This is a genomic window from Mesorhizobium hawassense (assembly GCF_003289945.1).
Classification (GTDB): domain Bacteria; phylum Pseudomonadota; class Alphaproteobacteria; order Rhizobiales; family Rhizobiaceae; genus Mesorhizobium; species Mesorhizobium hawassense.
The window spans coordinates 169582-188230 of sequence record NZ_QMBP01000001.1 but is presented as its reverse complement, the minus strand read 5'-3'; the positions used below and the strand labels follow the sequence as shown (position 1 = coordinate 188230).

The following is an 18649-nucleotide window of genomic DNA, read 5'->3' as shown; positions in this document are numbered from 1 at the left end:
GATTTCAATCGGCAGCCCCGTTTCAATCGGATGCCTTGGCGATTAGGATGTGCGGGCAAGCTTGCCTGGCGGGCAAAGCGGCGTGGCTTGGGGCGTGTGCAGCAATGTCATGTTTCGGCGAGATGAGCCTTTCCATGCGGCCCGCCGCCGGAACTCAACCTGGAACGCTTCCCTCCGGGCGCGGACATGCTCCTTGCGCCTCTACGGTCGTGCGCCGCCGATGAGCTCAAAGGACGATCCCTCAAAGCCGGCGGACAAAACCGTCATCCGCGCCCCACGGCCAAAGCAACGGCCGCTTGCGGCTCCCGCGAGTTCCGGTCCGCAAAGCGTCCGGCCTGCCCCATCGCCTGCCCGGGAATCGACGGTGTTCGATCCTGGCGGCGGCCGGCAGGTGCCGACCGGCTGGTCGTCCGGAACCGTGCTCTTTCAAGCATCTGCTCCGGGGGCAGCCGCAGGTGCCGCCCCGGGAGTGCACCAGGATGCCCTGCTCGACGCCGCCGCCGGCGTGAAATACGCCGCGGCAAATCCGCTGCTTGCCGCCGCGGCGCCGCTGCTGATGCTTCTCGGCCAATTGCGGCTGATGCCGGTCGAACGGCAAGCGGCGCCGTTGGCGGAGCACATGGCCGAAGCGATCGAGACGTTCGACCGTACGATCGCGAAAGCCGGTATTGGCGAGGAGGACGGGCGGATCGCCAAATTCGCCCTTTGCGAAACCGCCGACGACCTCGTCGGCAATCTGCCCTGGCCGAGCAAGGACAGCTGGCTTCCGCACAGCCTGGTGGCACAGTTCTTCCACACGCAACCGACTGGCGCCGGCTTCTATGAAGCGCTGAACAATGTTCTCGCCAAGCCGGAAGCGCATTACGACCTGCTCGAATTGATGCATGCCTGCCTGTCGCTTGGCTTCGAAGGCCAGTATCGCGGGATGGCGGGCGAACGCAACGCACTCGAACGTGTCCGGCGCGACGTCTACGACACGCTGCGCTACTTCAAGCCACGCGCCGACGAGGACATCGCGCCCCGCTGGCAAGGCATGGCGGCGGCGATACCCAAGCCAAGGGCGCGATTGCCGCTCTGGGCGGTCGCGGCGGCCGCGGCAACGCTGGTGACGGCGACCTTCTTCGGGCTGCGGGTGCTGATCACCAATGAAGGCGACGCGACCGCCGGCGAGTTGCTGGCGCTCAACCCGTCGACGCCCGTCACTATCGAGCGCGCCAGCGTGGCGGCGCCCGCCGAACCGGCGCAAGCCAGCCCGCCACCGCCCTCGGTCCCGGATACCACCCAGATCGACCGTATCCGCGCCGCGCTTGCCAAGGAGATCGCCGATGGTGGACTGAGCGTCGGCACGAAGGGCGAGTTCATCGTCGTCGAGATCAGCAACCAGCTTCTGTTCGCTTCCGGCCAGGCGGAGCTGAAGCCGCAGTTCCAGCCGATCGCGGCCGACATCGCCACGGCGCTCGACGCCGAACCCGGACCGATCAGGATCGTCGGCCACACCGACAATGTGAAGCCTAAGAAGTCGAGCACGTTCAAATCGAATTTCGATCTGTCCGTTGCCCGCGCCACAGCGGTGCAGGCGATGATGGCCAAAGATTTCAAGGACCCGTCGCGGCTCAGTGTCGACGGCAAGGGCGAGGATGAACCCATTGCCGACAATGGAACGGCGGACGGCCGCGCCAAGAACCGCCGCGTCGACGTCATGATCCCGAAACAGGAGACCTTGCAGACCGGCGCGGCGGCGGAGAACGGCAATTGATGCGCTGGATGCTGCGGATCTTCAGCCTGCTTGCGCTTGCCGGTTTCTCGGCGGCGGTCTGGTATGCCGGGCCGCTGATCCGCTTCGCCGACACGCACCCGCTTGGGCCCGTGTGGCTCAGGGCCACGATCATCGGCGTCACCGTCGCGGTGCTCGCCCTGTTCTACGGCATCCGCTTCTGGCAGCGGCGCGGGGCGCAAAAGGCGCTGGAAACGGCCATCGCGCGCAGCGACGAGCGCAACGACGATTCGCAGGTGCTGGAATCGCGCATGAGCGAAGCCGTCGCGACGCTGAAGCGGACGAGCGGCAAGCGCAATTTCCTCTATGACATTCCCTGGTACATCATCATCGGCCCGCCCGGCGCCGGCAAGACCACGGCGCTGGTCAATTCCGGGCTGAAATTTCCGCTTGCCGGTTCCGGCAGCGCGCAGCCGGTCGCCGGCGTCGGCGGCACCCGATCCTGCGACTGGTGGTTCACCGACGAAGCGGTGCTGATCGATACGGCTGGCCGCTATACGACGCAGGAGTCGGACCGCGAACGCGACAAGGCGAGCTGGCTCGCATTCCTGGGATTGCTCAAGAAACACCGCACCAGGCAACCGATCAACGGCGTGATCCTCGCCATCAGCCTTGCCGATCTGGTCGGCTTCGACGACCAACAGCTCGACGCGCATATCAGTGAAATCAGGAGCCGCCTGCGCGAGCTGCACGAGACGCTGAAAATTCAGTTCCCGGTCTATCTGCTCTTCACCAAAGCCGACCTCGTGTCCGGCTTCATGGATTATTTCGGCGCTTTCGACGAAGCGCGCAGGCGCAAGGTGTGGGGCGCGACATTCCAGACCGCCGACCGCACCAAGAACATGGCCGGCGAGGCGCCACCGGAATTCGACGCGTTGGCCAAGCGGCTCGCCGAAGAGGTCGCCGACCGCCTGCAGGAAGAGACCGATCCGGTGACGCGGATCGCGCTGTTCGGTTTTCCGGCGCAGTTCGGCGCGCTGAAGAACCGGATAACGCAGTTCGTCGGCAGCCTGTTCGACACCTCTCGGTCGCAGGTCAACGTCAGTCTGCGCGGGCTCTATTTTTCTTCGGGCACCCAGGAAGGGACGCCCTTCGACCAGGTGCTCGGCGCGATCGGCCGCAGTTTCGGCAACGCTTCCCAGGCGCATCTTTCCGGCGCCGGCAAGAGCTTCTTCCTGCACGATCTCCTGACCGATGTGATCTTCCCGGAATCGGGCTGGGTGTCGTTCGACAGGGCCGCCGAGCGGCGCGCCAGGCTCGCCAGGTTCGGCGGCCTTTCCGCGGTCGCGCTGGCGGCATTGGCAGCGCTTGGCGTGCTTGGCCTCAGCTTCTTCGCCAACAAGCAGCTGATCGCCTCCACCAGGCAGGCCATGGCGCATTATCGCGACAGCGCCGATTCGCTGCTGAAGAGCACGACGGTGACCGACGTCGATCTCGAAAACGTCATCGGTCCGCTCGACCAGTTGCGCAACCTGCCTGCCGGTTTCGAAGACGGCGACCAAGGAAGGCCGATCGAGGAGACGTTCGGGCTCAGCCAGCGCGAGAGGCTGCTGTCGGCCTCCAAAACCGCCTACCGGCAGGCGCTGGAGCGGACTTTCCGCTCCCGGTTACTGGTGCAGGCGGAGCGGACGATCCAGGCCAAGATGGCCGATCCGATCACGCTCTACGAGCCCCTCAAAATCTACCTGATGCTGGGCGGCAAGGCGCCGAAGGTCGATGACGAGCTGATCGTTTCGTGGATGAAGCAGGACTGGGAAGAGAACCGCTATCCCGGCGAAAACAACCGCGAGGGCCGCGCGCAGCTGGAAAAGCATCTGCGCGCCATGCTTGCGCTCGACGACGCGTACGATCCGGTCTTCGAACTCAATCAGCCGCTGGTCGAGGCCGCGCAACGCTCGCTGGGGCGCATGAGCCTCGCCGACCGCGCCTCGGCGCAGATCAGGTCGGCGGTCTACGCGGCAAGGCTGCAGGATTTCTCCGTCGCCGCCAAGGCCGGTCCGGAGGCACAGCTGCTGTTCGAGCGCATGGACGGCAGCGAGCTCGCCGATCTGCACGTCGCCGGCCTTTACACGCGTGCCGGTTTCAACCGCTTCTTCCTGCCACAGCTCTCGCGCATGGCGCAGACGCTCGTCGACGACCAGTGGGTGCTCGGCGGCGGTGGCGAACAGGGCGGCATCGACCAGGACCTGCCCAAGCTCGGTTCCGAACTGGTCGACCGCTACGGCAAGGAATTCGCCTCCGCCTGGAACGGCGTGCTCGACCAGCTGAAGCTCAAGGCGATGCTGAAGGACAAGCCGCAATATCTGGCGCTTTCGGCCGTCGCGTCGCCGGACTCGCCTTTAGACCAGCTGTTCACGGCGATCGCCGATGAAACCGCATTGACGAAGGATACGGCGGCCGCCGAGGGCGAGACCGGCGCGCCGCAGCAGGATCCTGCCGCCATGGCCAAGGGCCTGGCCCGTATCGGGCTGCAGGTCGCCGGCGGCAAGTCGCAGAGCCGTGCCGGCGCAAGCTCGGCCGTTGCGCAAAATGCCGGCGGGAGCGTCGAGGCGCAGTTCCGGTCCTTCCAGGCGCTGGTCAGCGGGGCGGCCGGACGCCGGCCGCTCGACGCCCTGACGCAGAACTTCCACGACATTTACCAGAGCCTGAAACTCGCGGCCGATGTCCCCTCGCAGACCGAACGCGTCAACGCCAATCTGCAGCTGCAGATCTCGACATTGCGCGCCAATGTCTCGCGCCTGCCCAAGCCGCTGGCACGCATGGTCAACACGGCGGCGGACGAATTCGAAGGCAATGTCGCCGAGACTTCCGTCGCCAACCTCAACCAGAACCTCGACCAGACGGTGACGCGCGCCTGCGAGGAGGCGGTCAACGGCCGCTATCCCTTCACCCGCGACAGCACGGACGAGATCTCGATGGCGGATTTCACCAAGCTGTTCGCGCCTGGCGGCCTGATGGATCGTTTCTTCGCGCAGAATCTTGCGCCGCTGATCGACATGACGGGCCAGGAATGGACCTGGAAACAGGACGCCCGTTCCAGCCGCGACCTGGCCAAGTCGACTTTGAAGGCGTTCCAGTCGGCCGCGGAAATCCGTAGCGCCTTTTTCCCATCCGGCGGCTCGGTGCCTTCGGTGTCGATCACCATCACCCCCATCTCAGTGAACAGCGAAGTCGACAGCGCCGTGCTCAACGTCGACGGACAGACGGTCCAGAGCGCGCAAGCCGGCAACGCGCCGAGCATCGTGACGTGGCCGAGCGGAGCCGCTTCTGGATCGGCGAGCCTCAGCCTCGTGCCGGAAATGCCCGGCCGCGAGTCCGCGCTCAAATTCGAGGGGCCTTGGGCGTTGAAGCGGCTGTTCGACAAGGCGACCGTCACCGGCGACGGCTCCGACACCGAGGCGCGCTTCGTAATTGGCGGACGCGACGTCGCCTACACGATGCAGGTCGGGTCGGGCGCCAACCCCCTGCTGCTGCCGGCCCTGTCCGGCTTCAGCTGTCCGAAGGCATTCTGACATGGCCGGCTCCAGCCTTCATTTCGGTACTCTAATGCATACGCTTGTGGCAGAGTGGCGTGGGCACGCGGCCCATGGTTGGTCACAGAGGACGCTCGCGAGGCGCTTGGTGGCAAATTGAGCACTGTCGCCCTCCCCATCGACAGCTTCGGCGTGAGCCACAAAGGCTGCGTGCGCGACCACAACGAGGACAATTACCTCATCGAACCGCAGACCGGCCTCTGGGTGGTGGCTGACGGGATGGGCGGGCATGAGGCCGGCGAAGTCGCCTCGGCCAGCATCGTCGACCACCTGGCGACCATCGGCATTGCGAGCTCCGCGCCGGACCTCCGCGCCCGCTTCGAGGATCGGCTGAGCCGCGCCAATGCCGAGATCCGCGGCATATCGCGATCGCGCGGCATCACCATCGGCTCCACTTTCGCTGCCCTTCTCGCCATGGATGGACGGTTTGCCTGCCTGTGGGCCGGCGACAGCCGCATCTATCTTGTGCGCAACGGCGCGATCTTCCAGGTTTCGAAGGATCACACCGAGGTGCAAGAGTTGCTCGACCGCGGCATGATCAGCGCCGAGGAGGCGCTCACCTGGCCGCGCCGCAACGTGATCACACATGCGGTCGGCGTCAGCGACGAGCTGGAGATCGATTTCCAGCAGGGCGAATTGATCCCCGGCGATGTTTTCGTCCTGGGCACCGACGGACTGACGGCGCATGTCAGCGACCCCGAGATCGAGGCCGCCGTCAAATCCGCCACGCCGCGGGCGGCCTGCCAGGGTCTATTGGACATGGTGCTGGCGCGCGGCGGCACCGATAATGTGACCATCGTACTCGTTAAGATCGGCGGCGGGCGCAACGGCGCACTCCATTCGGATCGGTCCGCAGTGGAGGGCCTGGCCCGGTGAGCGACGACGACAAGACGCGGATATCGCCGAACATCGCCTATGCGGGCGTCGGCACGCAGCTCAGCGGCATCTACGAACTCGACGAGCGGATCGCCTCCGGCGGCATGGGCGAAGTCTATCGCGGCCACAACATCCAGACCGGCGACCATGTGGCGATCAAGATCGTGCTGCCCGAATTCGCTCGCGATCAGACGATCCTGTCGCTGTTCCGCAAGGAAGCATCGATCCTCAACCATCTCTCGCATGACGCGGTGGTGCGCTACCACGTGTTTACGATCGATACGGGGATCGGCCGCCCTTACCTTGCCATGGAGTTCGTCGACGGCGAGTCGCTTTTCGACGTCATGCGGCGCGGGCCGATGCCGGCGGACGACGTGCGCCGGCTTTGCCATCGGCTCGCCTCGGGCTTGAGCGCCGTTCACCAGGCGGGCGCCGTGCATCGCGACCTCTCGCCCGACAACATCATCCTGCCGGGCGGGCGGGTCGAGCGCGCCAAGATCATCGATTTCGGCATCGCACGCTCGGCGACCGGCGGCGAGACGCTGATCGGCGGAAGGTTTGCCGGCAAATACAATTATGTTTCGCCGGAGCAGCTCGGGCTCTACGGCGGCGACGTCAGCGAGCAATCCGACATCTACAGCCTCGGGCTGGTGCTGGCCGCGGCGCTGCGCGGAGAGCCGCTCGACATGAGCGGCTCGCAATACGAGGTCATCGAAAAGCGCCGGACCGTGCCGGACCTGTCGGATATCGATCCCGACTTCCACGAACTCATCGAAGCCATGCTGCAGCCGGATCCGCGCGACCGGCCAGCCAGTATGGCCGAGATCGCCAGGGCGACGCGTGGCGAGGATCTCGAGGCGACATTGCCGCCGCCCGCACCGTTTGGCGCACGCGAACGCTCGGGCCTGCCGCGCGCCGGCTGGACGGCGCCGCCCGGCTCCAAACCGCAACCACCGGCGCCGCCGCCCGGCGAGCCGCGCTTCGTCGAGCATGTACGTCCAGCGCATCTGTCGGAGCCACGGCCTGCTCCGGCCGCCGCTCCGGCCGGCGCGCCCAAGCCGGCTGCGCCGAAAAAGGCTTCGCGGACGCCGGCCATCGCCGGTGGCGTCGCGGCGCTCGCGGCCCTGGTGGGGACCGGCCTTTATTTCAGCGGCGTCCTGGCGCCTCCGCCGGCAGCGGAACACGCCAAGCCGCTGACGCCGAAACCGGTCGCGGAAGCCGCCAAACCAGCAACCGAAGCGCAGCCACCGGAGACGCCGAAACCACAGCCGCAGGCACCGGCCTCGCCTCAGCCGGAAGCGTCAAAACCGGACAGCTCAGCCACCATCGAGACGGCGAAGCCGCCCGCCCAACCCGACGAGGTCAAGACGCCGGTCGCGAAGCCGGCACCGCCTGCAACGCAGCCGGAGAACGAAGCCAACAACCAGACGAAACCACCCCAGGCCGAAACAAAACCCGCGCAAGCGCCGGCAGAGCAATCGCCGACGCCTCTGCCAACTCCTGCGCCAAAGGCTGCAGAGAGCGAGCAGCCGGCCCGACCGAGCAGCGAGCCTCCGGCGGTCAAGACGCCGGAACCGAGCCAGACGACTGAAAACAAGCCGAAACAGGATGCAAATCCGCCGACGGCCAAGCCCAGCGTGAAAGACATCGTGGACATGCTTTCCAAGCAGCCCAAGCCGAAGGCGTCTCCGGCGCCGGCGCCGGAAAGCCAGCCGCCCAGCCCGCCGACTTCGCCAACCCCGACGGCCAGGCAGCCTCAGACGCCGATCGCGCCGGCACAGCCGGCGCAGCAACCGCAGCCGCCGCCGGCCAAGCAGCCCGACAACACCGACGTCGCCATCAATGTGATCAAACCGGCGCTTCCGTCACTGGAACAGGAAACGGCGAAGTGGACCGAGCGCCGCTCCTGGGTGCGCGATTTCAGCGGCGGCAGCTGCTTTTACGCGAACGTGACATCGGGACCAGGCGCTTCTCCCGCGATCGAGGGATTCGGCACGGCGGTGCAGCCTTTCGAGCAGATGCTCAACGATTTTCAGTCGAGGTTCCACATCGAGCCGGACGTCAGCGTGCGCCTCATTACCCCGTCCCAGTGCGGCGTGCCCACCTTCTTGCGCTTCCTCGACCGAAGCTCGGCCGAAAAGCCTCAGCTTGTGCTCGACCGGACGTCGGTGCCGGACGGTACGCCGGTCAGCGGCGCGCTCTACACGGGGGGCGGGCTCATCTCCAACGTGATGCTGATCGACCACAAGGGCGTCGCGTTCAACCTCGACGACCGCATGGTGCCGCAAACCGACAAGGTGACCTTCAACATCCCGATCGGCCTTGGCCCGACGGACAAGGCAGCCGGCAAGGCCGTGCCGCAGATCATGCTGGTGATCACCGGACCCAAGGATCTCCAGGCCGCCATGTTCTCCAGACCAACGCCGGCCTCGGAGCTGTTGCCCAGGATCCTCGAGGAGATCGAGGCCGACGGATCGCAGTTCTCCGCCACGGCCACGTATTTCCGGCTTGGCGGATAGCATGAACGCCGATGGACCTTCGCCGCCCGCGTTCAATGCACCAGCCCTCGCCACGCATGCAGCGTAGCCGGCTTAGATTGCTCCATAGAGCGTTTCATCGTTTCACGGAAACGCCGAACCGCTCCACCTTTTTGTTTTTACGCAAGTCCGGACGGAAAACCGTTTCATACTTTTCCTGGAATTGCTCCGGCTGCCCCGGCCGCGCGACGCTTGCCGCATTGCTTGGCGCGGCACTGCTCGCAATCCTTTCGCCCGACAATGCGCACGCCGAGTTCACCGTCTGCAACCAGACGCTCGACGTCGTCAACCTCGCCGTCGGACAGAAGGTCGACAATGCCGACCAGACGGATGGCTGGTGGACCATCGGCGCCAATCAGTGCGTCAACGTCATTCGAGAGGAACTGACCAACCGCTACATCTACCTCTACGCGACGGACGTCTTCGGCCACGCGATCCTCAACGGATCGACCGAGATGTGCATCGACCGGAGGCGTTTCTCGATCCGCGGCATCGAGGAATGCTGGCAGCGCGGCCATATCGCAGCACGCTTCGTCGAAGTCGATACGCTCGAGCAGGTGCGCTGGACCTATTTCCTGACCGGAAGCAGCCCGTGACGCACTCGATCGACACGAGCTTCAGGCAGAAGAAACAGGCCCGCCTTGCCGAGCGCCGGCGTAAGCTCTGGCGCCGGGCTCTCGCCGGCCTTGCCACGCTCGCGGTCGTTGCTTTGGCCACCGGCTTCTATCTGACCAAGGACTATTGGTCGTTCGGCGACGAGGATGAGGAACTGCACCCCGTCGAGGGCATGGAAGACGTGCCGCCCGACGCTCCGGTCTATGTGCCGGCGATCATCGATCTCGCCGGCGATCCGATGTGGATCACGCTCGCGCCCGATGCCGACACCGCAACGAAGGGCCATACGGTCGCGCGCCCGGCCGAGTTGGACAGTTCCGGGGCTTCGCCGCAGATCGAAATCCTGTCCGACGTGATGCTGAGCGCCAGCGAAAAGTTCATGACGACCATCCCGTCGACGCAGGAGGATTTCGCCTTCTTCCAGGCGCAGCGGCAGGCAACCCCCAAGCCTTCGGCAACGGCACCCAATGATGAGCAAACTGCCGCGCCGGCTCCAGCCGCTGCGCCGGACGATCAACAGGCCGATCAGCAGAGCGATCTGGAGAACGACCTCCAGGCGGCGCCGGACGAGAGCGACGTCCCCGCCGGTTCCGCGCCCAAAGCTGGCGCGGACGACTCCGAGGCCGGCTGGGGCGAGACAATCGACCAGGGTGAAGCCGCCCTTCCCGCTTTCAAGAAAACCGCGATCGAGAACAACACGACCGTTGCGACCGTCACCAGCGAATATCAGCGCTTCGAGGCGACCGAGGACACCTTCGTGAAGATCCTCAACGACCGCAGCCTGGACAGCGTGGCGCTCGACGCGCATTTCTCAGCCGATGACGCGAAGCTTGCCGGCGAGGCGCTGAAGACGCTGTTCAATCGCGATGGGCTGGAGTCCGGCTTTGTCGTCGCCATGCGCGGGTTCAGGCCGAGCCACGAGACGACGACCATGTCGCTGATGCAGGTCTCCATCTATGCCAGGAACGTCTATGTCGGCACGCTGACGCGCAATGCAGCAGGCGCCTTCGTGTCGGGCGTCGACCCCTGGGTGCGCGAGGATCTGTTCAACTATTCCGGCGCTTCCGATCAGGGCGGACCCAAGCGTCAGTACCGCCTGCTCGACGCGATCTATTCGACGGCGGCGCGCAACAAGGTGCCGACCAGCGTCATCGGCGAGGCGATCATGTATCTCTCGCGAGGACAGGACCTCGACGCCTTCGCCAGCGAGGACCAGCGCCTGTTGCTGATCTATTCGCAGACGCCGCGCGGCCAGGGCGAGATCTCAGGACGGGTGCTCTATGTCGGCGTCAAGGGCAAGGACAGCAACCTCGACTGTTTCGTCTTCCAGCAAAGCGACGGCCAGTACGCCTGTGTCACCGGCGACGACCAGGTCCGGTCGCTGACCGTCACCAACGGCATGGTCACGCCGGTCAGCGGGGTGATGACCTCGACCTTCGGACCGCGCAAGCATCCGATCCTCGGCACGGTTCGCATCCACAAGGGCGTCGACTGGGCGGCTCCGGTCGGCACGCCGGTCATGGCCGCTTTCGATGGCGAGATCTCTTTCCAGGGCGATGGCGGCAGCTATGGCAATTTGGTGAAGATCACGCATGCCAACGGCCGCGAGACGCGTTACGCGCACATGCAAAAATTCGCCATCGCCAGCGGCGTTGGCACCAAGGTGAAGGCCGGCGACGTTATCGGCTATATCGGTACCACGGGGCTTTCGACCGGCCCGCATCTGCATTTCGAGCTCTACCAGAACGGCGAGGCGATCGATCCGCTGGGCACGGTCACCACGGTGGCCACGGCCGTTTCCGTCAGCTCCGGCGGCACCGGCGACGCAGCGGTCGAGACGCTGACCGACCGGATCGTCCATGTCGAAAGCGGCGGCAGCTCCCGCGCCAAGAACCCGCTTTCCTCGGCGACCGGCGCCGGCCAGTTCATCTCCAAGACCTGGGTCCGGATGATGAACACGTATCGGCCCGACCTTGCCCGCTCGCTATCGACCGCCGATCTGCTGGCGCTTCGCTACGACGCCACGCTGTCGCGCGAAATGGTGCGCAATCTGGCGCGCGAGGGGGAGGCCTACCTGCGCGCCCGCGGCCACCAGATCACCGCGGGGCGCCTCTATCTTTGCCATTTCCTCGGCATGGAAGGCGCGCATCAGGTGTTGGCGGCGCCAGGTTCGGCGCAGCTCAGCGCGGTGCTCGGATCGGCGGTTATCCAGGCCAATCCGTTCCTGACCGGCAAGACCGCGAGCTACGTCGTCGACTGGGCCGAGCGGAAGATGGGACAGAAAGCTCCGCGCATGGCGACCGATCAGAGCCAGCCGACGACGACGACCGAAGTCCGGCAGACGTCGCCGGAATTCGAAAAATACAAGCAGGCGATCACCACGCTGATCGGCTCGATCGAGGATACGCTCGAGCCCGGTTAGCTGCGGATCTATGTTCCGCGCCGGCGGCCTATTCCGTCCTGATCCGCATTTCGACCCGGCGGTTGACCGGATCATAGGGATTGGCGACGCGCGGGTGCGACTTGCCGAGGCCGATCGCTTCGAGGCGGGTGGATTGAACGCCGTTCGCCGTCAGGAAGGCAGCCACTGATTGCGCCCTTCGCTGCGACAGGCCCTGATTGTAGCTGTCCGTGCCGGTCGCGTCGGTATGGCCCTCGACCACGAAGCTGAACGTGCTCAGCCGGTTGTCCTTCAGCGCCTTGGCGAACTCGTCGAGCTCCGTGCGCGCGGTCTGGTCGAGTTGGGCCGAATCCAGCGCGAAATTGATCATCATGTCGAGGCCGCCCTTCTGGGTCGCCCCATCCTTCTCGGCCTTGCTCTTGCACTCTTCCTCGGTGCCGACGCAAATGCCGCGCGAGGCGCCGAGATTGCTCTGGCCGGCGAAAAACTTCACGATATCTTCCGACTTCTGAAGCGGATCGGCGAAGACGTGCGTCGAAAAAAGCACGGCCGCCAATGTCAAGGCTGAACTGCCCCACCGCATGACCGTCACTCCTGTATGAGCGGGATTTTGCTGGCGCGAACCATATCAAATCGCGGGGCGGTTGTCTGTGAACAAACGCACGTTGCCGGATGCCGACGTCTGCTAATGCTTAACGCTTGACCGGCGCCCTGCCGCAGGCTTGAGTGCTGTTCAGCCGGTGCTCGGGGTGTGGCAACCATGGCCAATGAACTCGGTTATCGAACAGCAAGGGACCTCTTCCTTGCCTGTCCCGCTATCGCCAGGGACATGAAATCACCGGCCGTCGCTCAACCCCCGCTCGAGTTCTGCCGCGCCCTGCTTGCTGGGCGTGTGCCGGAGGAAGCCGTCACCTTCTGTGCCTATCTGCTGCCCGAACGCGCCGCGGTCTGGTGGGGGCATGAATGCCTGAGCAACCTTGCCGAGTTGCTTGTCGACGGGGATCTCGAATTGCTGGCGCTGGTCAATGACTGGGTCGGCGAGCCGGCCAATCCCGGCCATCGAGCGGCCCTTGGCGAAGTCGTTGATTTGACGCCGACGACGCCGGCGGCGTGGATCGCATTGTCGGCGGCATGGCGTGACCCGGCCTTCGACATGATATCGACCGGATTTCCCGCCGCCCACGCCGTCAATGCCGGGATCCTGGCGGGGCTCGCCCGCGTCTCGACGGCGGACCGCTTTGGCGTGCTTTCCGCCTTCGTGGAAATGGGCATCCAGATGGTGGAGATGGAAGCGCAACGACAATCGGTGGACGTGTATTAGGGGTTCGCGGGAGATAAGCCTCCGAAACCCTGATCCAACATCATTTGCAGCCGCCCTGCGCCCATCTGGCGAGCGCGACCTTGAAGCGTGTGCCGAGCGGATGCTGCAGGCGCAGGACGGAGACGTCGTTGGCGGCGAAATTCTTCGCCTGCTCGCACAGGCGCGTCTCGTTCCACTCATGACAGCCGTCGCAGTGCCTGCCTTGCCAGACCGACTTGTCGAGGCCTTCGACAGGGCTGAAAAGCGGCTGCCCCTTGATCAGTTGGGCGATGCTCTTGCCGTCGATCGCCGGATCGCCGAACTTGACCGGACGATCGAAAAGGATCGGCCCATCCGTCGCCAGCTTCGGGATCTTTTCGCGCAATGCATTGAGGGCAAGCTGGTCGTCGGCCTGGCCCGATGCCGCCCCGGTATTGCGCGTCTCGGAGCCGGCCTCGGCCTGCGGCGCGCTCGCCTCGCCGACGATCAGCGGCGCGTTGAGGTCGACCTTGTGCAGCACGACCTCGGTGGTCAGCGAAACGTTGAGCCAGGGACGCTGCTTGCCAGCGGTCGCCTTGAAGACGTCACTGGTCACTCTGTTCATCGCTTCGGTGATGGAAACGTTGGATTCGCCGATATGCTGGAGGAGTGCCCCGGTGAAGGGCGAGTGGTCTCCCGACCCGTCATAGGCCAGTTGGTTCGGACTGGCGGCGAAGGCGACCAGCGTGCCGGCGCCGCCATTCTCGATCGGGATTTCGGCGAGACCACTGCTTGCGCCTTTTATACCGGCGCTCTTCGCCAGCACGTCGGCAAGCGGGTTGTCGCGGCATGCGTCCAGGAAAACGAGCCTGATGCTGGTCTCGCGCGACATCTGGCGCAGGACGAAATCGACCGAGACCGCCTCGAAATCGAGCGAGGTCTCGTCCTCGAGCGCCGCATCGACCGGAAGCAGGTAGTTCTTACCCGCGACCTGCAGGCCGTGGCCGGCATAGAAGAACAGCGCGATGTCCGCACCGCGCACCTGCTTGGCGAACTGGGCGACCGTAGCTTGCGTTTGCTGCTTGGTAAGATCGAAACCGGAGACCACTTCGAAGCCGAGGTCCTTGAGCCGCTCGGCCATGGCCTGCGCATCCCTTGCCGGGTTGGCGAGCGGCGCGGCATGCTGATACTGCGAATTGCCGAGCACCAGCGCGACGCGCCGCTCGGCGCTTGCCGCCGTCAACGTCATCAGCAGCGCAAGCGCCACGAGTCCGGCGGCGCGAAACACAACGCAAAGGGCGATCGGACCGGGACGCACCGCCACCTCAGTTGGCGAGTTTGCTGGCGGAGAATTCGATCCGCCGGTTGAGCGCCTTGTTCTTGGCCGTGTCGTTGGCGGCGACCGGCTTGTCCTCGCCATAGCCGGCGGAACTGATCTGCTTGGGCGGAACGCCGTCGGCGACCAATGCAGCGGCGACGGCCTGGGCGCGCCGTTCGGAGAGCGCCTTGTTTGCTTCGGGCGATCCGTCGGAGTCCGTGTAGCCGGACACCTCGACCTTGAGGGTCGGGCATTTGCCGACGACGCCCTCGACCTCCGCCAGCAGCGGGCGGCTCTTGGCGTCGAGCCTTGCGCTCGCCTGGCGGAAATAGATGGCGCCGGTGCGCGAGAGCACGGCAAACCGGTTCAGGCACTCCTCGTCGCTGAAATTGGCTTTCGCCGCATCGGTGGCGACGGGACCCACTTCGGCCGTGCTGGCCGCTACGGTCTGCACGGCGGCCGGCTTGCTGCCATCGGCGGTGAAGACGAAATCAAACGACACCGAGGCGGTGGGCACGATGTTGGTGACGTTGGCGGCCTGCTGCAATTTGTCGATGTTGGGAAGCAGGCCGAAATCCTCGACATGGACGGCGACGGGCGCTTCCGAAGCAACGGAGACCTCTGTGTCGCTGATCATGGTGACGACGACGCTCGCCTCCAAATCCTTGCTGACGCCATGCAGGTTGAGGTGGAACGGCAACGTCGTCTTCACCCGGCGCTTGGTCGCCAGGTCGGCGAATGCCGCCGGGTCCACCGTCGCCGTCACCTCGGCCGTCGGATAGGTGAATGTCTCGAAGAACAGAAAGCGCATGCGGACGTTGCGCAGGTCGACGCCGGTGTCGACGGAATTGAGGTCGAAGCTGATCTTGGCGTCACCGGCCGAACTCAGCGAGCCGGTGATGTTCCTGATCTTGTTGGTTTCGACGATCGTGTTCTTCTTGACCGATTGATAGGTGAGCACCGAGGCGGACGGATCGAGCGTCCAGTTCGGCGCGGCGCTCGCCGCCTGCGATCCGACGACCAGCAAACCAAGAAGCGTGGCGGCGGCCAGGCCAAGGGCCACGGCTTTCGCCCGCGGCTTGCGCCACAATGCAACGACTTCGAACATGGAACGCCCCCCGCAGGACAACCCGATCTCGATACCGGCACGTGCCGAAACCATAGAGCACTTGCCTTTGCTTGGCGAGCGGTTCCAGCTGCAGTGAGCAGAAGAGTGAGCACAATTACCGCATAATCGTCGGTGGCGAGTGGCCCTTAAGGTTCGGACGCAATGATCCGCGATCTGCTCGTCAGCCTCCCCAGCCGCCACCTCCACCTCCACCGCCGCCACCGCCGCCAGCAGTGGGTATGACGGGGGGAGCAGCTTGAGGTGCCGCTCCAACTGGTTTGATCAATTTCTTCGTGACGACCTTCTTCTGCTTGACCACCTTTGGCGCGGTCGTCGTGCGAACGACCTTCGTCCTGTGGGGTGTCGGCTCGGGCTGGGGCATTATGGTCGTACAGCCCGCGACAGCTAGAGCACCCGATAGGATTGTTGCGACGATCGCCTGTTTTGATGCCCAGCCCACCACATTGTCTCCTGTTGATCAGAACAAATCCCGGCGCGGATTGGCTTGTTCCCAGACTGCCCTGGCCGTCTTGACCAGTTGGTCGTCCAACGAACCGTCCGCCGAAATCTTGGATTTGAGTTCTCCGCGCATCTTCTTCAGAGCAGCAGTCTTGGCCTTGGCTCCGAATTTCCCCAGCGTGGCCCTTGCGTCCGGAATTTCGTTGCGAAGATCGAGCGCCGCCGCGAAAGCGAGATAGCGGGCAGCCACGGCCTGGTCGGCCTTATCGCCCCTTTGCATCTCCAGAGCCGCGCGGTCATAGGCAGCGGACTGATCGCCGCGGTCGGTCGCCAGCTCGAACAGCCTTTGTGCTTCGGAGAGATTCTGGTCAACGCCGACACCATCCCTGTACATGCGCGCAAGGCTGCCAGGAGCGTAAGGCTGGCCGAGATCCATGGATTTCTGGAAGAGCGAGAGTGCGGTCTTGGGATCCTTCTCGACTCCCGTGCCGGCGAGATAGTTGCGGCCGAGCAGGTTCATCGAATACATGTCCTGCCGCTCGACGCCAGCCTTGAGGAAGGCCACGGCGCGAGTCGGATCGGCGGGCACGCCATTGCGACCTTCCGTGAAGATCGCCGCGAGGTCGTTCATGGCATAGGTGTGCCCCATTGCCGCCGCCTTGAGCAACAAGTCCAGCCCCTTGGCGGTATCCCGCTCGACGCCATAGCCGTTGAACAAGGCGCGCCCCCATGACGTCATACCGTAGGGATCGCCCTTGTCGGACGCTGCTGCGTAGAAGGTGTTGGCCTGCTTGCGGTTGGCGGGCATTCCCGTTCCGGTCGCGTTGAGGTAGCCAAGCTCGAACACCGCGCGGACATGGCCCTTGTCGGCCGCCTCCTGGATCGCCTTCTTGGCCTCGTCGACCTTACCGACAACAAGCAGCGCTCGACCGAGTTCGTAGCGGAAGCGGGCGACGTCCGGATAGGCTTTCACCGCCGCCCGGCAGACGTCCACTGCGTTGCTGCTGATTTCGTTCGGCAACAGGCCGGGGACGACGCCCTGCAGATCGAGAGGCTCGCCAGCCTCCATGTCGCACGGATCGACGCTTGGCGAAAGCTTCATCGTCGCCGGCTTCGATGACGTGTTGTCGGCCCGGATTTCGAGGCCGACTATGAGCGGCTTGACGGCCCCGATCTGGGGTTCGTACCGCAAGTGATCGACCTCATCGGCCATCAGGCTCGAATCGGGAGACAAGGTCCTGTCCGGCAAGGAAAGCGTCCCGGTTGCCGGATAGCTCGCCAGCTTCACGCTGACCGCCGGATCGTTCGTTGGAAAATCCAGTTTCAGCGGAACCGGCCCGACACCGACCGGAACGTTCACGTCGCGGTTGTCGATCGCCTCCGCGGCGCCGCTGATGTGGATGCCGCGCTCCACCGTCTGCTGCTTCTGCTCGGACTCCAGCGAAGCCACGAGTTGCTTGCCAGCAGCAGCGTCGCCATTCTTGACCCTGAACACCAGGATGCCTTGCGATCCGCCGCCCCATTCGTCATGCGTGGCGTAGGCCAGCATATCGACCTGATCCTCGGCATCAGTGCCCTTTGGCACATCCATCTGAAGCCGCGGCAGATCCTTGCCCTCGATCGGCTCGCCCGTTGCGACCGGCTTACCGTCGAGGATCAGGCGTCCCAAAGCCGGCGGTCTTTCGATGCTGATGGTCACCGCGCCGCCGTCGACATCGACCGGCTCCGGCAGGCCGAGCGCGACAGGCCCGACACCCGACGGCACGACCTTCTCCAGCACCGGGGGCAGCGCGGGCCGGCTGGCGCGACGCATCAGCACCACCTCGTCGATCAGCGAGGAATTCTCCCACGGAACCTGCGCGCCTTTGGTGGCCTCGACCACGTCACGGCGAACGGCCGCCATGACCGAGCGTATCTCCTGGTTCGGCGCCAGCGCGCGGCGCGAGAAGGCGGACGAGAACGGGCTGAGGTCGCCGCTTCCGTCATAGGCGACCGCACCGGGCTCGGTGGCGAATGCAATCAGCGTGTTCAGCGAACTTTTCACCTGCGCAAGGCCGGTGCCGCCCGCCGCGATCAACTGGTCGCGCAGCCAATAGTCCTTGCGCGGGAACGGATTGTTGCGGCAGGCGTCTAGGATGATCACCTGGATTTTCGATTTGGCGCGCAATTGCTGCAGCACGTCGTCGAGCTTGACCGCCTGGACCTCGATGTCGGCTGAACCTTTCAGCGACGCATCGACCGGGATCAGGAAATTCTCGCCGCCGATCTGAAAGCCATGACCGGAATAATAGACGACCGCCAGATCGGCCCCGTCCGCCGCTGCGAGATAATTGCGAAATTCCTTCTCGAACTGAAGTTTGGTGAGGTCCTTGGCGACGAACACATCGAACCCGGCCAGCCGAAATGTGCTCGACACATCCTCGGCGTCCTTGTCGGGATTCTTGAGGGCCGGGATTTCGCGGTAGTCCGAATTGCCGATGACAAGCGCAACCCTTCGATCGGCTCGCGCCTGCACTGTCGTGAGGCCCACGAGGATCAAGGCTGCAATCAGCGCGCAGCGTCGCAGCATGGCAAAATCCCTAACGCTATGACCTGTCGGCCCCAAGAACGCAGCTTGCGGCGCAGCGGTCTGTTAAAGAGTTCACAATCTGCCCAGACAGGATGGGAACCCCCTGCACTAACGACAGGAAGCATGCGTCTCATCCAATCAAACTTTAGATTACCGCAGGGGGGGCGGCACCGCAATGAT

At 64.8% G+C, this 18649-nt stretch carries 11 protein-coding genes; 7 read left to right on the top strand and 4 right to left on the bottom strand.

The window, feature by feature from the left end:
- Positions 1 to 364: 364 nt before the first annotated feature.
- The 6 genes from tssL to DPM33_RS00815 all read left to right on the top strand — a co-directional run bounded on the left by tssL (position 365) and on the right by DPM33_RS00815 (position 11757).
- On the top strand, positions 365 to 1756 hold the full coding sequence (gene tssL / locus DPM33_RS00840; RefSeq protein WP_342634305.1) for a type VI secretion system protein TssL, long form: 1392 nt from the start codon (positions 365 to 367) through the stop codon (positions 1754 to 1756).
- A complete protein-coding gene (tssM, locus tag DPM33_RS00835; RefSeq protein WP_208648344.1) occupies positions 1756 to 5286 on the top strand; it encodes a type VI secretion system membrane subunit TssM in 3531 nt (1176 codons plus the stop codon). The genes tssL and tssM overlap by 1 nt, the downstream gene beginning before the upstream one ends.
- Positions 5287 to 5403: 117 nt before the next feature.
- Positions 5404 to 6183 carry a PP2C family protein-serine/threonine phosphatase gene (locus tag DPM33_RS00830; RefSeq protein WP_112095847.1) on the top strand — a complete coding sequence of 260 codons (780 nt, stop codon included), beginning with the start codon at positions 5404 to 5406 and terminating at the stop codon, positions 6181 to 6183.
- On the top strand, positions 6180 to 8702 hold the full coding sequence (locus DPM33_RS00825) for a protein kinase domain-containing protein (RefSeq protein ID WP_112095010.1): 2523 nt from the start codon (positions 6180 to 6182) through the stop codon (positions 8700 to 8702). The genes DPM33_RS00830 and DPM33_RS00825 overlap by 4 nt, the downstream gene beginning before the upstream one ends.
- A 218-nt stretch (positions 8703 to 8920) precedes the next feature.
- Entirely contained in the window at positions 8921 to 9316 is a 396-nt protein-coding gene (locus DPM33_RS00820) for a DUF1036 domain-containing protein (protein ID WP_112095009.1), read from the top strand.
- Complete coding sequence (locus DPM33_RS00815; RefSeq protein WP_112095008.1) at positions 9313 to 11757, top strand: M23 family metallopeptidase; 2445 nt, start codon at positions 9313 to 9315, stop codon at positions 11755 to 11757. Before DPM33_RS00820 ends, DPM33_RS00815 begins: the two co-directional genes overlap by 4 nt.
- Positions 11758 to 11785: 28 nt before the next feature.
- On the opposite strand, the gene DPM33_RS00810 is transcribed toward DPM33_RS00815, so the two are convergent.
- Complete coding sequence (locus DPM33_RS00810; protein ID WP_208648343.1) at positions 11786 to 12319, bottom strand: OmpA family protein; 534 nt, start codon at positions 12317 to 12319, stop codon at positions 11786 to 11788.
- A gap of 246 nt (positions 12320 to 12565) precedes the next feature.
- Here DPM33_RS00810 and DPM33_RS00805 point away from each other — a divergent pair, with 246 nt between their 5' ends.
- On the top strand, positions 12566 to 13057 hold the full coding sequence (locus tag DPM33_RS00805; protein ID WP_245441946.1) for a DUF6931 family protein: 492 nt from the start codon (positions 12566 to 12568) through the stop codon (positions 13055 to 13057).
- Positions 13058 to 13097: 40 nt separating this feature from the next.
- On the opposite strand, the gene DPM33_RS00800 is transcribed toward DPM33_RS00805, so the two are convergent.
- From DPM33_RS00800 to DPM33_RS00785, 3 genes are all read right to left on the bottom strand, one after another.
- Positions 13098 to 14339 carry a caspase family protein gene (locus DPM33_RS00800; protein ID WP_112095006.1) on the bottom strand — a complete coding sequence of 414 codons (1242 nt, stop codon included), beginning with the start codon at positions 14337 to 14339 and terminating at the stop codon, positions 13098 to 13100.
- A 1-nt stretch (position 14340) separates the two neighbouring features.
- A complete protein-coding gene (locus tag DPM33_RS00795; protein ID WP_112095005.1) occupies positions 14341 to 15441 on the bottom strand; it encodes an OmpA family protein in 1101 nt (366 codons plus the stop codon).
- Between the two features lie 478 nt (positions 15442 to 15919).
- On the bottom strand, positions 15920 to 18469 hold the full coding sequence (locus DPM33_RS00785; protein WP_112095003.1) for a caspase family protein: 2550 nt from the start codon (positions 18467 to 18469) through the stop codon (positions 15920 to 15922).
- Positions 18470 to 18649 lie beyond the last annotated feature (180 nt).

What these genes read in the sequence shown, in the direction of transcription:
- DPM33_RS00805 (WP_245441946.1), top strand. Translation starts at nt 12,566, where the DNA reads ATGAAATCACCGGCCGTCGCTCAACCCCCGCTCGAGTTCTGCCGCGCC.
- tssM (WP_208648344.1), top strand. Translation starts at nt 1,756, where the DNA reads ATGCGCTGGATGCTGCGGATCTTCAGCCTGCTTGCGCTTGCCGGTTTC.
- DPM33_RS00795 (WP_112095005.1), bottom strand. Translation starts at nt 15,441, where the DNA reads ATGTTCGAAGTCGTTGCATTGTGGCGCAAGCCGCGGGCGAAAGCCGTG.
- DPM33_RS00785 (WP_112095003.1), bottom strand. Translation starts at nt 18,469, where the DNA reads ATGCTGCGACGCTGCGCGCTGATTGCAGCCTTGATCCTCGTGGGCCTC.
- DPM33_RS00810 (WP_208648343.1), bottom strand. Translation starts at nt 12,319, where the DNA reads ATGCGGTGGGGCAGTTCAGCCTTGACATTGGCGGCCGTGCTTTTTTCG.